14 protein-coding genes are annotated in these 16,590 nt (G+C 64.2%); 9 read left to right on the top strand and 5 right to left on the bottom strand.

The genetic code is table 11. The features are described from left to right. Positions 1–146: 146 nt before the first annotated feature. On the top strand, positions 147–1,265 hold the full coding sequence (locus tag WG899_RS20080) for an alpha/beta hydrolase family protein (protein WP_339597437.1): 1,119 nt from the start codon (positions 147–149) through the stop codon (positions 1,263–1,265). On the opposite strand, the gene WG899_RS20085 is transcribed toward WG899_RS20080, so the two are convergent. Next, positions 1,255–1,887 carry a hypothetical protein gene (locus tag WG899_RS20085; RefSeq protein WP_339597438.1) on the bottom strand — a complete coding sequence of 211 codons (633 nt, stop codon included), beginning with the start codon at positions 1,885–1,887 and terminating at the stop codon, positions 1,255–1,257. The two genes, WG899_RS20080 and WG899_RS20085, sit on opposite strands and share 11 nt — an antisense overlap. Positions 1,888–2,088: 201 nt before the next feature. Between WG899_RS20085 and WG899_RS20090 the strand changes: the two genes are divergently transcribed. Continuing rightward, positions 2,089–4,983 carry an ATP-binding protein gene (locus WG899_RS20090; RefSeq protein WP_339597439.1) on the top strand — a complete coding sequence of 965 codons (2,895 nt, stop codon included), beginning with the start codon at positions 2,089–2,091 and terminating at the stop codon, positions 4,981–4,983. An 18-nt stretch (positions 4,984–5,001) separates the two neighbouring features. On the opposite strand, the gene WG899_RS20095 is transcribed toward WG899_RS20090, so the two are convergent. Together WG899_RS20095 and WG899_RS20100 are read right to left on the bottom strand one after the other, a co-directional pair. Continuing rightward, entirely contained in the window at positions 5,002–5,385 is a 384-nt protein-coding gene (locus tag WG899_RS20095) for a hypothetical protein (protein WP_339597440.1), read from the bottom strand. Between the two features lie 137 nt (positions 5,386–5,522). Further along, positions 5,523–6,983 carry a cryptochrome/photolyase family protein gene (locus tag WG899_RS20100; protein WP_339597441.1) on the bottom strand — a complete coding sequence of 487 codons (1,461 nt, stop codon included), beginning with the start codon at positions 6,981–6,983 and terminating at the stop codon, positions 5,523–5,525. An 81-nt stretch (positions 6,984–7,064) separates the two neighbouring features. On the opposite strand from WG899_RS20100, the gene WG899_RS20105 reads away from it, so the two are divergent. The 7 genes from WG899_RS20105 to WG899_RS20135 all read left to right on the top strand — a co-directional run bounded on the left by WG899_RS20105 (position 7,065) and on the right by WG899_RS20135 (position 12,584). Further along, positions 7,065–7,643, top strand: a complete 579-nt coding sequence (locus WG899_RS20105) for a YqgE/AlgH family protein (RefSeq protein WP_263537830.1) — start codon at positions 7,065–7,067, stop codon at positions 7,641–7,643. Between the two features lie 82 nt (positions 7,644–7,725). After that, positions 7,726–8,136, top strand: coding sequence for a Holliday junction resolvase RuvX (gene ruvX / locus WG899_RS20110; RefSeq protein ID WP_339597442.1), 411 nt, complete (start codon positions 7,726–7,728; stop codon positions 8,134–8,136). Next, positions 8,136–8,636, top strand: a complete 501-nt coding sequence (pyrR, locus tag WG899_RS20115; RefSeq protein ID WP_339597443.1) for a bifunctional pyr operon transcriptional regulator/uracil phosphoribosyltransferase PyrR — start codon at positions 8,136–8,138, stop codon at positions 8,634–8,636. The genes ruvX and pyrR overlap by 1 nt, the downstream gene beginning before the upstream one ends. A 3-nt stretch (positions 8,637–8,639) precedes the next feature. Further along, entirely contained in the window at positions 8,640–9,602 is a 963-nt protein-coding gene (locus WG899_RS20120) for an aspartate carbamoyltransferase catalytic subunit (RefSeq protein ID WP_339597444.1), read from the top strand. After that, a complete protein-coding gene (locus tag WG899_RS20125) occupies positions 9,599–10,927 on the top strand; it encodes a dihydroorotase (protein ID WP_339597445.1) in 1,329 nt (442 codons plus the stop codon). The genes WG899_RS20120 and WG899_RS20125 overlap by 4 nt, the downstream gene beginning before the upstream one ends. Next, entirely contained in the window at positions 10,927–11,667 is a 741-nt protein-coding gene (locus tag WG899_RS20130) for a lysophospholipid acyltransferase family protein (protein ID WP_339597446.1), read from the top strand. Before WG899_RS20125 ends, WG899_RS20130 begins: the two co-directional genes overlap by 1 nt. Positions 11,668–11,822: 155 nt before the next feature. Continuing rightward, positions 11,823–12,584 (top strand): PEP-CTERM sorting domain-containing protein, encoded by a 762-nt coding sequence (locus WG899_RS20135; RefSeq protein ID WP_339597447.1) that lies wholly within the window; start codon positions 11,823–11,825, stop codon positions 12,582–12,584. A 3-nt stretch (positions 12,585–12,587) separates the two neighbouring features. Here WG899_RS20135 and WG899_RS20140 read toward each other — a convergent pair whose 3' ends face one another. Beyond that, entirely contained in the window at positions 12,588–15,413 is a 2,826-nt protein-coding gene (locus WG899_RS20140; RefSeq protein WP_339597448.1) for a tetratricopeptide repeat protein, read from the bottom strand. After that, positions 15,406–16,140: a Crp/Fnr family transcriptional regulator gene (locus WG899_RS20145; RefSeq protein ID WP_339597449.1), complete on the bottom strand. Its 735-nt coding sequence runs from the start codon at positions 16,138–16,140 to the stop codon at positions 15,406–15,408. The genes WG899_RS20140 and WG899_RS20145 overlap by 8 nt, the downstream gene beginning before the upstream one ends. Between the last annotated feature and the right edge of the window lie 450 nt (positions 16,141–16,590).

Consider the following 16,590-nt stretch of genomic DNA (forward strand, 5'->3'; position numbering starts at 1 on the left):
CGCACCGTCGACCCTCGAAAGCTGTTGCGGCCGACTGGGTGTCAGCTTCGCAGCAGTGGTGTTAGGAAAGCATCAGGAACCCATTGCTGCCGAGGGGCGCTGTGCAGACTCTTGAAATCTCTGCTACGGTGACCCACATGCAAGCGATGAATCAAGGCCCAAGCTCGAAACCAGTTTCTGCCCGCCTGCCCGGCGTCTTGCGTGGCGCCGCCTTTTTAGGCCTGGCGCTGGCGCTGGCGGCCTGCCGTAGCCCCAGTGTTGAGACGCAGCCTGCCGAGGCCTTGCGGGGCGAACCGCTGGCGGCGAGCGTCGATGCGCCCGCCTTGGCAGTGGACTACCGCACCGAAGACCTCGATTGGCAAGACCCCAGCCGAAGCCGCGCGGTGCCAGCGCGCCTGTACTGGCCGGCCAAGGCCACTGCGCCCGACCATGCCGACGGTACGGTGCCCTTGATCGTGTTCTCGCATGGCATTGGCGGCTCCCGGCGCGGCTACAGCTATCTGGGCGCCTATTGGTCTTCGCAGGGTTATGCCAGCTTGCATGTGCAACATGTGGGCAGCGACCGCGCTTTGTGGATGGGCAACCCCTTCGGTCTGGTGGGGCGCTTGCAGCAAGCGGCCAAGGAAGGCGAGGCTTTGAATCGGGTGGCCGATGTGCGCTTTGCGCTTGACCAGCTCCTGCAAAGTCCTTATGGCGCCAAGATTGATGTGCAGCGCATCAGCGCCGCTGGCCATAGCTATGGCGCCAATACGGTGATGCTCTTGTCGGGCGCTGAGGTCACTCGCGAAGGTCAAACCTTGGGGCAATTGCGTGACCCGCGCATCAAGGCCGCCATCATCATTTCGGCCCCACCTTTTTATGGCGAGACCGAGAAGACGGCCGCCATCCTCAAGCCCATCAGCATCCCCACGCTGCACATCACCGCGTCTGAGGATGTGATCAATATCCCTGGCTATCATTCGGATGCCAAAGACCGCATCGCCGTGTTTGATGCCACCGGCAGCTCCCGCAAGAGCCTGGTGGTGTTTGAAGGCGGCTCCCACAGCATCTTCACCGACCGGGCCGCTGCTGGTGGCGTGGCCCTGAACCCCAAGGTCAAGGCTGCCACCCAGGAGTTGTCTTTGGCCTTCTTGAACCAGGTCTATCAGGGCCGAGACGATGACTTGCGCCACTGGGGCGCGCGCCACGGCGGCTTGGTGCAGCAATGGCGCTTGAGCCCTGATGTGGGCGACAAGCCTGCCAAGGACTTGGCCTTCAGCCCTTGACCGTGGTCTTGCCGGTGGCCTCGCAACGGTCCACGGGCTTGGGGATGTCGCCATCCAAATCGGAGATCCAGCAGGCATCGAGCACCGAGCAGTAGCAGGCCTCCACCGAGATCTTGCCACGCCCTTGGCGGTCAAATTGCTGCCAAAGCTTCAGGGCAGCATCATCGCTGGCGGCCGGCTGGTCCCAGGCGAACAGCGTGACGCTATTGCCTGGCGAGATCAGGCGCGGCGCAATCGTTGAGGTCGTGATGTAAAGCGACATGGGCGTGGCCTCCTTGGCGTCGCCACGAATCTCTTCCCGCAAGCTTTTGATCAGCCGCCCCTCGGATTTCATCTCGAACCAGACGACGCGGGCTGGCCCGTTGCCGTCATTGGTGACCTTGAAACTCAGGCTGGGTTTGCCGCCGTCGTAGTTGCTGCTCATCAACTGCAGCAAGGGCGTTGAGCTGGCCAAGACCAGGCGCGAGTTTTCTTTCACCAAGGCCTGCATGGCGGCACTGGTCTTCATCGAGCTGTAGACGGCGCTGAGCGTGCTGAGCACCATACTGGCGGCCACGGCAATATGGAACCAGCGCGGGGCCGGGTCGTTCTGAGGTTTGAGCAGCTTGGTGGGTTCGATCACGGTTGGTCTCTCAGGGGCAATGACTTCGGCCCAGTAACTGGGCAGGCGACTATAGCGCCGCAGGCGTCGGCCCGCCCGACTGTGGCGCGGGGCTTGAATGAGGGTTCAGCGGGCTATGGCGGGCGGCCCGGCTGTGCCATGCTTGGCACTGTGCGAATAAGAGGCGGCCGATGATGCTGCCCGTGGGTCGTACGCTTGCCGATGAATACCTTCGAAGCCGTCTCCCTGCTCTTGCTCGACATTGTCGACAGTGCCGCCCTGGCAGAACGTCTGGGCGATGCAGCCATGGTCCAGCTCTGGACCGCCCATGATCGCGCCGCGCGTGATCTCTTGCGCCAGTGGCGCGGGCGTGAAATTGACAAGACCGATGGCTTCTTGCTGCTGTTCGTGCAGCCCAGTGATGCGCTTGGTTTCGCCTTGGCTTACCACCGCGCTTTGGCTGGGTTGTCTACGCCGATGCGGGCGCGCGCCGGCCTGCATGTTGGGCCGATTTCGGTGCGTGAGAACCCGCCCGCCGATGTGGCGCTGGGCGCCAAACCGATCGAGTTGGACGGCCTGGCCAAGCCGGTTGCAGCGCGGGTGATGGCGGCCGCCTTGGGTGGGCAAACCTTGCTGACCGAGACGGCGATGCGTGCCCTGGGTCCGGTTGCGCAGCGGCTGCTGTCGCATGGCCATTGGCGCTTGAAGGGCTTGCCCGAGCCGATGGAATTGTTCGAAATTGGCGAGGAGGCCGATGGTTGCGCGCCGTTTACGCCGCCGCCCGATTCCGACAAAGCCTATCGGGTGCTGCGCAATCGCGATGTTTGGATGCCGGTGCGCGAAGTCAGCCACAGCCTACCGGCCGAACGGGACAATTTTGTCGGCCGCCACGCAGCCATGCTGGGCCTCGCGCGCTTGTTCGAAAAGGGGGCTCGGCTGGTCTCGCTATTGGGCATGGGCGGCAGTGGCAAAACGCGCTTGGCGACACATTTCGGGCTCAGCCGCTTGGGCGACTATCCGGGCGGCGTCTGGTTCTGCGATCTGGCGTCGGCGCGCGCCATCGATGGGCTGGTGCACGCGGTGGCGCAAGGTCTGGATGTGCCCTTGGGCAAGGCCGATCCTGTCGAACAACTGGGCCACGCGATCGCCGGGCGCGGCAATTGCCTGCTCATCCTCGACAACTTCGAGCAGGTGGCACGCTTCGCCGAGGACAGCGTCGGTCATTGGCTTGACCGCGCGCCCGAGGCGCACTTTCTGGTCACCTCCCGAGAGCTCCTTGGCATTGCTGGCGAAGAGGCCTTGGTGCTGCCACCGCTGGGCGGCGAGGAGGCGCGAGACCTGTTCATCTTGCGCGCCAAGGCTGCGCGACAAGACTTTGCGCCCGACGGACCCGAAAGCCAGGCGATTGCCGAATTGATGCGCCTGCTGGATGGCTTGCCCTTGGCCATTGAGTTGGCGGCGGCGCGGGCGCGCATCTTGCCGCCCAGTGCCATGTTGGTGCGCATGAGTGAGCGCTTCAAGCTCTTGGCTGGCGGAGGTGGGCGGGGCGAACGGCAATCCACCCTGCGCGGCACCTTTGACTGGTCCTGGGATTTGTTGGCGCCGGCTGAGCGCGCCGCGCTGGCGCAGCTGTCGGTGTTCGAAGGGGGCTTCAGTTTGGCGGCGGCCGAGGTGGTCATCGATGTGTCCGCCTTTGCCGATGCGCCCTGGCCCATGGACGCGCTTGCCTCCTTGGTGGACAAGTCCTTTGTGCGCAGCCTCGGCGCCGATCGCTTCGACCTCTTGGTCAGCGTGCAGGTCTACGCCGACGAGCATCTGCGCACCGAAGGCCGCTTTCTCGGCAGTGGGCCGCCGGCCTTGCGGGCGGCGCAATGCCGGCATGGTGCTTGGTTTGCAGCCCTGGGGCCCGAGCATGCGATCGATGGCGACTGCGCCGATCTGGAGAACCTGGTGGTCGGCTGCCGGCGCGCGGTGGATCGACAAGAGGTTCAGACCGCCTTGGGCCTGCTGGAGGGCGCCTGGGAGGCCCTGAGTTTGCATGGGCCGTTCAAGTCCGGCCTGGAACTGGCCGAGCAAGTGGCCAGCATGGCCGTGCTGAATGACGCGGACCGCGCCCGAGTGCATCTGATACAGGGCCGCGTGGCCGAGTCGGTCGGTCGTTTGGTGGAGGCACGGCAGCATGCCGAGCAAGCCTTGACGCTGGCGCGCCAGGCGGGAGACTCACGCAGCCAGGCGCAGGCGGGGCTGCAATTGGCGCAGGGCCTCGCCCGCCAGGGGCATGATGAACTTGCCCGGGCGATGTTGAGCGATGCCTTGAGCCTGGCTCGAAGTCAGGGCGACCGGGCGATTGAATGCGCGGTGCTGAATGCCTTGGGCAATCTTGACCACAATGTCGCTCGGCCTAGCGAGTCGGAGGCGCATTACCAGGCTGCCTTGCGCGTCGCGCAGCAATTGCCGCAACAAAGTTGGCGCGGCAGTGTGTTGGGCAATCTCGGTATTCTGAATATGTCTCTTGGCCGGCTTGAGCTGGCGACCGAACAGTTGACCGAGGCCTTGCAACTGGCGCGCCAGTTGGGCGACCGCAAGCGAGAGGGCAATACCTTGTGCAATCTGGGCCTCTTGCATCACACCCAGGGCCGGCTTGCTGAGGCGGTCAGCGTCAGCGAAGCCGCGCGGACGATTGCCCGCGAGTTGGGCTATCTGCGCCTGGAATGCACGGTGCTGTGCAATCTGGGCATCTTCCATTTGGCGCAGGCCCAAGAGTCCCGGGCGCTGGAATGTTTAAACGCCGCCAGATCGTTGGCGCGGCAGCTTCCTGACACCCGGCTTGAGGGGCAGGCGTTGACCTATCTGGTGGCCTTGCATGGCCGGCAGCGGGCCTTTGAGCTGGGGCGGGCTTGCGCGCAAGAGGGTCAGGTCTTGCTGCAATCCGTCGGTGATCTGTCGGACCTCGGGCTTTTGTTCTGCTTTGAGGCCGAACTGGCTTGGCTGTCGGGCGATGCGCGGGCTGCGGCAGTGCTACTGGATCGGGCCGACACCTTGGCGCAGCAAGTCAAGGCCAACCCAGCGTCCGAGTTGGCGCTTGCCCTGGCGCGGACCCACGCCTTGATGACGTGAGGCCGGGCCGGGCCACATTCAGTCGTTCTGAATCACCGGGTCGACGCTGATCGATTGACCCGCGGCGTTCAGCAGATTGATGTCGTACTTGAAGCGCTTGCCATCGGCGTGTTTGAGCTTCTTGCACTCGAACATCCTCTTGTCTTTGCCCTTGATGCCGCAGTCGCCGTAGTCACCGCCATTGCCTTGGATGACGATGCCGTTGTCGGCGAAGGTGTAGCCCGAGCTTTTCAACTCCCAACGCAGCTTGTTGTGTTGCTTGCTCATGGCCACGGGGTCGGGGTTTGCGGTGATCGCTGCACCGTTCACGGTGACGTTCACAGTCTTGTCCGAGTTGCCCTGGGCGAGCGAGAGGTTGGCCGCGAGGGCCAGGCAAACAGGCAACATCCATCGATTCATCATGGCGGTCTCCAAAAAGTCTGCTTGGCCGAGTTGGCCGCTGGCGATTCTGTAACGATCTGCGCCTCGCCGATAGAGGGCGCCGGGCGGCGTCGGCTGCCGGCAACGGCGGCCAGGGCTGCCGATGTCCAAACGCCAGCTTAGGGATTGATGTTTCGATGTTTGACCACCGCATAGCGCGCCAGCGTGGCCAGCCGCGCTTGATCGTGCTGCACGATGGGTTGCGGGTAGTTGTCGCCCAGGATGACGCCGCCGGCCTGTAGGTCCCCCGGCCTGGCGGTCCAAGGCGCGTGCAGCAGCTTGGCCGGTAGCTTGGCCAGCTGCGGCAGATAGCGCTTGATGAAACGGCCCTCGGCATCAAACTTCTCGCTTTGCGTGACCGGGTTGAAGATGCGGAAATAGGGTTGCGCATCGCAACCGCTGGACGAGGCCCATTGCCAGCCGCCGTTGTTGGCAGCGAGGTCAAAGTCCAGCAACTTTTCGGCGAAGTAGGCCTCGCCGCGGCGCCAGTCGATCCCCAGATCCTTGATCAGAAAACAGGCCGTCACCATGCGCAAGCGGTTGTGCATATAGCCGCTCTGGTTCAGCTGCAGCATGGTGGCGTCCACCAGCGGATAGCCGGTCCGGCCTTCGCACCAGGCCTGAAAGTTGGCTTCGGCCTGCGGGCCTTGTTCCCAGACGATGTGGTCGTATTCGGGCCTGAAGGCTCGGCTCATCGCATGCGGGTGGTGATGCATGACCTGGTGATAGAAGTCGCGCCAGATCAGCTCGGACAGCCAGACCTCGGCGCCTCGGTCGCCGGCCTGCATGCGCTGCCAGGCCGCGCGCGCCAGTTGCCGGATCGAGATGGTGCCGAAGCGCAGGTGCACGCTCAAATAACTCGGCCCTTTGACGGCAGGAAAGTCGCGGGCGTTGGCGTACTGGTCGATGCGGTTCAAAAAATCGTCCAGCAAGGCCTGGGCGCCCGCGCTGCCCGCGCCCAGATGTGGGCTCAGGCCGGCACGCTCGAAGCCGATCTCGGCCAGGCTCGGCACACCTTGGGCCAGCGGGCTTTGGGCCAAACTGCCGGCATAGCGTTCAACCGGGTAGGCCTGCAGGTAAAAAGGCTCGAGCTTGCGCAGCCAGGCATTTTTGTAGGGCGTGAACACCCCGTAAGGCTTGCCCACGGCCGTCAGCACCTCGCTGCGTTCAAACACCACATGGTCCTTGAAGCTGTGAAAGGCGCAGGCAAAGCTCTGTAATCGTTCGGCCACTTGGGCGTCGCGGGTCAGGGCAGTCGGTTCGTCGTCATGGTTGCAAAACACCGCCTGCACGCCCAGTTCCGCCGCCAGTTGCGGGATCAGATCGACAGACCGACCGTGCCGCACGAGCAGGCCGGCGCCGGGCTGATGGCTGCGCAACTCCTCGTCCAGGGTCTTCAAAGAGGCCCAAATGAACTCGACGCGGCGATCCTGGCGGGGCAGGGGGGCGAGGATGTCGCTGTCGAACACAAAGGCGCAAAACACCTGTTCGGACTGTTTCAGCGCCTGATACAGCGCCGCCTGATCTTGCACCCGCAGGTCGCGACGAAACCACAGCAGGGCGGACTTGTACTTCTTCATTCGCGCAGTGTCGCAGCGCCGCGCTTTCTCTGTGAGGTGCAGGGGCATGGTGCGGGGCTCGGCCTCGCCTAAAATGCCCGCATGTCACAAGATCGGATCGTCCTCACCAATCAGTTTCTGATCGCCATGCCTGGCATGGCCGACGAGGCTTTCGCCGGCAGCGTGGTCTATATGTGCGAGCACAACGAAAAAGGCGCGCTCGGCCTGGTCATCAACAAACCGATCTCCATGACCCTGGGCAATTTGTTCGAAAAAGTCGAACTCAGCCCGCCCAAGGGCGAGGTGTCCAGCGGCCCGGTCTATTACGGTGGCCCGGTGCAGGCCGAACGCGGCTTTGTGCTGCATGAGCCTTTGGATGCCACCGGTGGCCACTACAACGCCACCCTGGTGGTGCCAGGCGGCCTGGAGATGACCACCAGCCGGGATGTGCTGGAAGCCTTGTCCAACGGCGCCGGCCCCAAGCGCGTGCTGGTCACGCTGGGCTATAGCGGCTGGGCCGCGGGTCAGTTGGAAGAAGAAATCGGCCGCAATGGCTGGCTGACCGTGGACGCCGCGCCCGAGATCATTTTTGACACCCCGGTGGAGCAGCGCTACGAGCGCGCACTCGGCCTGCTGGGCGTCGACCCGCGCATGCTCAGCCAAGAGGCTGGCCACGCATGAAGATTGTGAGCCCCCCAGTCGCTTCGCTTCTGCCCCCAAGGGGCGCATCCTGCCTTGGGGCGGCCCGGCGGCAGGATGGCCGATGCTGAATCCACAAAGCTCGCCCTCGTTGGCGCAATCTTTATTGGCATTTGACTTCGGCACCAAACGCGTGGGCGTGGCCAATGGCAGCCGCTTCACCGGCCGGGGCGAGCCGCTCAAAAGCATTGCGGTGGACGGCGAGGCGCGCTTTCAGGCGATTGCCAAGCTGATCAAGGACTGGCAGCCCGATGCCTTGGTGATCGGCGTGCCTTTCCATCCCGACGGCGCCGAGCATGAAATCACGCTGCGCGCGCGCCGCTTTGGTCGCCAGCTGAAAAGCCGCTTCCGCCTGCCGGTGTTTGAAGTCGACGAGCGCTACACCAGCGTCGAGGCTGAAAGTTATGGCGTCCGTGATGTCGATTCCACCGCCGCCGCACTGATTCTTGAACAATTCTTCCGTGAGAACACTTGATGAGTACTCTCCTTCTTGACGCCGAGGCGATCTACGCCGATCTGCTGCAAGGCGTGCGCAAGCTGATGCGCCCCGACAGCGCGCTGGTGGGCATCTGGTCCGGCGGCGCTTGGTTGGCCGAGCGCCTGCAGACCGATCTGGGCTTGAGCGGTGCGGCCGGCGTGATCTCCAGCTCCTTGCACCGTGATGATTTCGGCTCGCGCGGCATGTCGGCCAGTGCCGATCACACCAAATTGCCTTTTGACGTCAACGGCCAGCACATCGTGCTGATCGACGATGTGCTCTACACCGGCCGCACCACCCGCGCCGTCATCAACGAGTTGTTTGACTTCGGCCGCCCGGCCAGCGTGACGCTGGCGGTGCTGGTGGACCGAGGCGGGCGCGAGTTGCCGATCGAGCCGGCCTTCTCGGCCGCCCGCATCCATCTGGCCGCCGCGCAGCGCCTGCGTCTGGCCAAGGATGACAACGGCCGATTCAGTTTTGACTTGAAAGGGGATTGATCGATGCTCTCCAAGCGCAATCCGCAACTGAACAAGCATGGTGAACTGGTTCACCTGCTGTCCATCGAAGGCCTGCCGCAGGCCAATATTCATCAGATCCTCGACACGGCCGGTAGCTTCCTCTCGGTCAATGACCGCGAGGTCAAGAAGGTGCCGCTCTTGCGCGGCAAGTCGGTGTTCAATCTGTTCTTCGAGAACAGCACCCGCACCCGCACCACTTTTGAGATCGCGGCCAAGCGCCTGTCGGCCGACGTGCTGAATCTGGACATCGCTCGCTCCAGCACCGCCAAGGGCGAGACCCTGCTCGACACGGTGGCCAACCTCAGCGCCATGCACGCCGATATGTTTGTGGTGCGCCACAGCGAATCCGGCGCGCCCTATCTGATCGCCCAGCATTGCGCGCCGCATGTGCATGTGGTCAACGCCGGTGACGGCCGCCACGCGCACCCGACGCAAGGCCTGCTGGACATGTACACGATCCGGCACTTCAAGAAAGACTTCCGCAACCTCACGGTCGCCATCGTTGGCGACATCGTGCATTCGCGGGTGGCCCGTTCGGACATCCACGCACTCAACATCCTGGGCGTGCCCGAGATTCGCGCGGTTGGCCCCAAGACCCTGGTGCCTGGCGACTTGAAGGACATGGGCGTGCGCGTCTGCCACGACATGGCCGAGGGCGTGCGCGGCGCCGATGTGATCATCATGCTGCGCCTACAAAACGAGCGCATGAGCGGCGGCATGCTGCCCAGCGCCGGTGAGTTCTTCAAGAACTTTGGTCTGACGCCGGAGAAGCTGGCGCTGGCCAAACCCGATGCCATCGTCATGCACCCGGGCCCGATCAACCGCGGCGTGGAAATCGCCTCCACCGTGGCCGATGGCGCGCAAAGCGTGATCCTGCCGCAGGTGACCTTTGGTATTGCGGTGCGCATGGCCGTTATGTCCATCTTGGCTGGGAACGAAGCATGAAGATTTTGATCAAGGGTGGTCGCCTGATCGACCCCGCCTCCGGACTTGACCGCGTGGGCGACCTGGCCATCGCCAATGGCCGCATCGTGGGCCTGGGCGAGGCGACTGAGTTCGCTGCCGATCGCGTCATCGACGCCACCGGCCTGATCGTCGCCCCCGGCCTGGTCGATCTGGCCGCGCGCTTGCGCGAGCCCGGCCATGAGCATGAAGGCATGTTGGAAAGCGAACTGGCGGCGGCCGCCGCTGGTGGCGTGACCAGCCTGGTCTGCCCGCCCGACACCGACCCGGTGCTGGACGAACCCGGTCTGGTGGAGATGCTGAAGTTCCGCGCTCGCAAGCTGAGCCGCTGCCGTTTGTTCCCCCTGGGCGCTTTGACGCAAGGCCTGCAAGGGCAGGCCTTGACCGAGATGGCCGAGCTGACCGAAGCCGGCTGCATTGGCTTCTCGCAAGCCGAAGTGCCGGTGCGTGACACCCAGGTGTTGGCGCGCGCGCTGCTGTATGCGGCCACTTATGACTACACCGTCTGGCTGCGCCCGCAAGACGCCTACCTCGGCGGTGGCGTGGCCGCCAGCGGCGCCATGGCCACGCGCTTGGGTCTGGCCGGCGTGCCGGTGACGGCAGAGACGGTGGCCTTGCATACGATTTTTGAGCTGATGCGCTCCACCGGCGCCCGCGTCCATCTGTGTCGCATCTCCAGCGCCGCCGGCGTGGAGTTGGTGCGCGCCGCCAAGCGCGACGGCTTGCAGGTGACGGCTGATGTGTCCATCAACTCGCTGCACCTCACCGATGTGGATATCGGTTACTTCAACTCCGCCATGCGCCTGACACCGCCGCTGCGCCAGGGCCGCGACCGCGATGCGCTGCGCGCTGGCCTGGCTGACGGCACGCTGGATGCGCTGGTGTCGGACCACATGCCAGTGGCACCCGACGAGAAGAACGTGCCCTTTGCCGAAGCCATGCCGGGTGCCACCGGCCTGGAGTTGCTCTTGAGCCTGGCCCTGCGCTGGGCCGAAGACTCGGGCCTGCCGCTGTCCCGCGCCTTGGCGGTGGTCACGGCCGAACCAGTGCGGGTGCTGGGCTCGGCCCTGGGCTCTTTGTCGGCCAGCGCTGGACGCTTGGTGCAGGGCGGGGTGGCCGATGTTTGTGTGTTCGACCCGAACGCCAGTTGGTCGGTCACGCCCGAGGCCTTGAGCAGCCAGGGCAAGCACACGCCTTTCGCTTTCGAGATCAGCGGCTTTGAGCTGCCGGCCTCGGTGCGCTACACCTTGGTGGCCGGTCATGTGGCTTTTGAAGCTCAAGCTCAGCAAGAGATGGCCCGCGCCTGATGTCGATGTTTAGAAATTTGATCGCCGCAGGACGCCTGCTCCGTTTCAGCCTGCATGTGATCTACGGCCTGCTGCTGATCAAGCTGCGCTTTGGCAGCCTCAGCCTGGCCCAGCGCCATGCGCATATCCAGCGTTGGTCGCGCAAAATGCTCAGCATCTTCGGCATCAAGCTTGAGGTGTCAGGTCTTGCCGCAAGACCTGGCGCCAAGCTCTTGGTGGCCAACCACGTCTCTTGGCTGGATATTGCCGCGGTGCATTCGGTGGTGCCGGAGGCACGTTTTGTCTCCAAGGCCGACGTCAAGCATTGGCCCTTGGTCGGTGGCTTGGTGACCGGCGTGGGCACCTTGTTCATCGAGCGGGCCAGCAAGCGCGACGCCCTGCGAGTGGTGCACCAGATGGCCGATGCCTTGAAGGCTGGCGACTCGGTGGCCGTGTTTCCTGAGGGCACTACCGGGGCCGGGCCTGAGCTCTTGCCCTTCCACGGCAATCTGCTGCAAGCGGCCATCGCCACCGAGGTGCCGATTCAACCGCTGGTGCTGCGCTTCTCCGAGCCGGGCGAACGTTTCAGCTCATCGGCCCGCTTCATCGGCGACACCACCCTGGTGCAAAGCCTGTGGCGAGTGTTGACGGCCAAGGGCCTGAGCGTGTCGGTGCGGGTCTTGCCGGCCATGGGCACGGCGCACGCCGACCGGCGCTTATTGGCCGAGCATGTGCGCGAGCAGATTGCCGGGGCGCTGTAGCCGCTATAGCTGATTTAGCCGCAGCGGCCACCCCCGCTGCATCCCCTGTTCGCGGGGTGTGGCGAGAAATCCATCACACATTCGTCCTTGCTAACCGCGATACTGCGCAGCGCAATCGCGCGGCGCTTGCATTCAATCTCTGGGGAGAGGTAGCGATGACTAAGAATGGATTTCAAGCTCGAGTGAGAAAGGCGGCACTGGCATTGGCTTTGGCCTGCACGGCATGGGGCTCGGCCCAGGCGGGCGTGGTGACTGGTGACTTCGATCCCGAGTTCGGCTATATGCTGCCCGGGGTGTCGTACCGAGGGACGTTTTCCTTTGATGTGCCCGATAGTTTGATTCCAGCGGCTGGCGGCTCCCATGTGGTTGATGTCTCTGCAACCCCAATCGTTGCGAATGTGAGCCTGACGCTTTCCAACGGAGCCCTCAGCCGCACGCGGACCTTCGAAATGAATGTCTTGAAGTTGAATATCGATCTTTCCTTGGGTTTGGACTCGGGTCCGTCGGGTCCCAACAAGGGTTACTTGATCGGCTTTGAAACCGATGAGGAGATCGATTTGACTTTCGAACCCACGGTGTGGGTGGACACGACGTTTAAATTCCGATACCTCCTGAGTGGCTTGGCAGATTTGGAAGCGGATGTGGGTGGTGGCGGTGAGGTTTACAACGCGAGTTACGAGAACTACGCCATATTGATTCGACATAGCTATGACGAATCAGCGGGGGGCGGTAGCCGCCTCGGCGATGGATTGGCTTTGCGCCGCACTTATACCGGCGGTGACACCAACGGCAATCCAACTTTCGATACGCAACAAGTCAGCGTCGTTCCCGAGCCCAGTAGTCTGGCCCTGATGTTCGGTGCCCTGGGGGCCTTGGCGCTGACGCGCCGCAGCAGCCAGCGCGAGCACCGCGGCTGATCGTCAGAGATGCATCTGGCCCGCCGGTAAGGACAGGGCCAGAACATGACGGATCGCCTCGGCGGTGTCCCAGCCTTGGCCCAGTTCTTGGGCGCTGAGCCAGGCCGACTCCTCCACGCAGGCTTCACGCATCTGCGTGTGCAGGGCTTCCAAAGCGGCTTGCGCCGCGGCCGACAAACCGAGCCCGGCCTTCTTGCGCAGTTGCTCCGCGGCCGCGCCAAGGGCGATGGCCGAGGGCACTTGCCCGGCGCGCAGCGCCAAGGCGGCGTGATCTTCCAGGCAGGCCAGCAATTGCTCGCGCATTTCAAAGGCATTGAAGGCGCTCAACGCTTCCGTCAAACGGCTGCGGGCTTGCGCCAGTCGGTCCGCCAGTACATCGAGTTTGCCTTGCCAGCCCAGCGCATTGGCGGCGCCGCGCCGGTCACCGGCGCTTAGGCAAATCTTCAGCGAGCGCGCCAAGGCAGCATCGGCCGAAGCCAACTCGCCTTGATAGAAGGCCAGTTGGCCCAACACCAACTCGGCCTCGGCCTCGTTCTCAGGGTGCTTGATTTGGCGAGCCAGGCCGAGGGCTTGGTCCAGATAGGCTTTGGCTGGGTCGGGGCGGCCTGCATAGAGCTCGATTTGGCCCAGTTGCAAGAGGGCGGTGGTCTCGCCGACCTTGTTGCCGCCTTCGCGGAACAAGCTCAGCGCTTCTAGATCCGACTGCAGGGCCGCGGCCGCATCACCGGCGGCCAATTGCGCCATTGCCAGGGTCGACAAGGTGGCGGCAACTTCCACCCCATTGCCCAAGCCGCGCCTTATCTCCAAGCAGGTTTGCAGCAAACGCAGGGCGGCGGCATGGTCGCTTTGGCTCCAGGCCAGTGCCCCGGCCACATAGAGCGCATGGCCATGGGCATGCGGTGCAGCGATGACGGCCGGCAAGGCCAGCGCGGCTTCCAGCGTGGCGCGCCCCTCGCTGCTGTGGCCGCGCAAGATCCAAAAGCCTTGCAGCGCCACCGCCAGCTTGACGGCAATGATGGGGTCGACCGTGCCGTCGTCGCGCAGGGCCGCCTCGGTGGCGGCGCGCAGATTGTCTTGTTCCAGCTCGAGGCGATTCAGCCACAGGCCTTGCTGCGGGCCGCGCAGGCCATTGCGGCCGAGTTTGGCCAGGCCGAAGAAATAGTCGCAATGAGCGGCGGCGAGGCTGGCCAGGTCGCCGCTGTCACGCAGTTTTTCCTGCGCGTAGTCGCGGATCGTCTCCAGCATCTTGTAGCGCGAGGCGTCATCGGTTTCGAGCCGCATCAGCAGCGATTTTTCGATCAGCGGTGTCAGCAAATCAAGAATGTCCTCGGGTGCCAGCGGCGCGCCGCCGCAGACGGCTTCGCAGGCCTCCAGATCGAAGCCGCCCTTGAAGGGCGCCAGCCTTTGCAACAGGGTTTGCTCTTCGGGCGGCAGCATGTCGTAGGACCAGTCGACCAGGGCGCGCAGTGTTTGCTGGCGCTGCTGCAGCACCTTGGAGCCGCCGGTCAGCAGCTTGTAGCGGTCATCCAGGCGGCGATTGATGTCGGCCACCGACAGCGCCCGCACTCGCGCCGCCGCCAACTCCAGCGCCAAGGGAATGCCCTCCAGGCGCGAGACCAGTTCGGCCACGGCCGGGGCTTGGGTCTCGTCCAGTTCGAAGCTGGGTTTGTGCGCCTTGGCGCGGTCGACAAACAGGCGCACCGCGGGGGATGCCTTCAGGCTGGCCAGATCGGCGCCTGCGCGTGGCAGCGGCAAGGGCATGATCGGATAGGCGCGCTCGCCGGGGATGTTCAGGGCCTCGCGGCTGGAGGCGGCCAGGCGCACCTGCGGTGCGGCACGAACAATCGCAAACGCCAAGTCAGCCGCGGGCTTGATCAGGTGCTCGCAGTTGTCAAAGATCATCAGCACCCGCAGGTTCTTCAGATGCGCGCACACCGACTGCAACAGGCTGCGCTCTGGCTCTTCGCGTACCCCCAAGACTTGCGCCGCTTCGGCCAGGGCCAGGCTGGGGTCCGAGATCGGTGCCAGGTCCAGGAACCAGACGCCGTCGGGGAATTGGTGCATCAACTCGGCCGCGGCTTGCAGGCTCAGGCGCGTCTTGCCCAGGCCGCCCATGCCCAGCAGCGTGACCAGCCGGGCGCTGCCCAGCAAGGCTTTGATGTCGCGCAGCTCCTGCTCGCGGCCGATGAAGTTGCTGCTCTGCTGAGGCAGGTTGTTAGGGATTTCTTTGACCGGCAGCCAGCGCTCGCCGGACTTGAAGACGCGGTAGACCTTCTCGCCGTCTTCTGGCGTCTTGGCGATGCCGCCCGGCGGGACGCACTCGAAGAGCTCCACGGCTTCTGAGACGCCTTTCATCATCCAGTGGCCGTGCGATTCGATGCTTTGATCTTGCAGCGTCAGGGCGGCGCGTGCTTCGGCGCTGATCAGCGTTTGGCCGCCGCCGGCGACGGACATGATGCGCGCTGCGGTCGGCTTGGCCAGGCCGTCGACCTCCAGCGGCTTGGCGCCCCGCGCCACGTCCTCGGCGCTGTTTTCGCGCAAGATCACCGGCCCCATATGCAGGCCCGCGCGCGCCAGCAGCGGCACCGGCAGGCTGGCAATGGCTTGGTGGTAGGCCAGCGCATAAGCGACAGCATCATCGGGCTGATCGAACAGCAAAAGCATGCCGTCGGTCTTGTCGATCTCGCGGCCACGCCATTGCGGCAGCAGGTCGCGTGCCGCACGGTCATGCTGGGTCCAGACCTCGGCCATGGCGTCATCGCCCAGGGCTTCGGAGAGTTTGGTGCTGTCGACTACATCGGTTAGCAGCAGCGCGCGAATGTCAGACATGGGACTGTTTGGAATTGTTCTCGGTGAGCGCGGTTTGGGCTTGGTGCAACTGCTGCCGAGCCCGTTCGACATCATCGCTCAGCCGGCTCGCCAGCAGGTCGATCAAGTGGAAGCCGAAGGCCGGGTCTTGGAAATAAAGCTGCCTGACGGTGCTGTCGTGAATGCGCAGCACGGTGCAGGCCGTGACGCAGCGTACCGTGCTGGTGCGCAGGCGGCTGGGCGAGAACAGCGCGATCTCGCCAAAGATGCGGCCTGGCTCGAGTCGCTTGCCCAACTCGACCAGTTCCAATTCGCCGTCGACCAGCAGGAATAGATGCTCGGCGCGGGCGCCTTTGCTGAACAAGGTTTGCCCGGCCCTGAGCTTTTTGGCCTTCATGTATGGCTTGAGCCACAGGCCCGCATGGTCGGCGGCGGCTTCGGCGCGGTGGACCCTGCGCGTTAGGCGAGTCACTTCAATCGCGCGGTACAGATTGACCGGCAACAAGACGGCGGCCACGCAAAAAGTGATCGGGGAGGGGCGCAGCGCGCCATAAATCATCAGCCCCACATTGCTGCCGGCCGCCAACCAGCGCAAGGGCGCCATCGTGCGGGTCAGGGCGCCGGCCATCACCAGGCCAATGCCGGCGGCCGCGGCCAAGTGGGCCAAGGTCTGTTGCGGCGAAGCCAGCACGGCTTCCAGCCAGTTGCTGGCGAAGGCGAGGGCTTGCGACAACCAGGGGTTCAACATAGGGCGAGTGATGGGGACTTTGAGGGCGGATTGTCTACCGGGCGGCGCGGCAGCTTTGGGTTTTAGTGCCAGTTCCGGATTTTGGCTTGCCGATCGTTCGCATTACAATGGCCAGCGACGCGGTGCAAACCGTGTCACCGCCGATTTACCAACTACTTGCGGGCGGGCTATCAAATACGGCTAAAGCGTTGCGGCTCCGAGATGCCCTGGGCCGGCAAACGCCGGTACCAGGGCACTCGGAGTTTTCAATTCATCATGCAAGGTCTTGCTTCTTTCGATCGATGGCTGACACGGCGCGCCTCGGAGGCCGCACAAGCCAGGGTTCACGCTTCAAGCCCGGCGTTCAATCCAAGGTCTAGCGCCGATGTTAAGCGGCATCCGACAAGCAATCCAAGCAGTAGCGCGGCGCGGCTCGCGCAAGCTGCGGCTGCCTCCACCCATCATTTGATC

It is taken from the genome of Paucibacter hankyongi (genome assembly GCF_037482915.1).
Taxonomy (GTDB): Bacteria; Pseudomonadota; Gammaproteobacteria; order Burkholderiales; family Burkholderiaceae_C; genus Paucibacter_A; species Paucibacter_A hankyongi.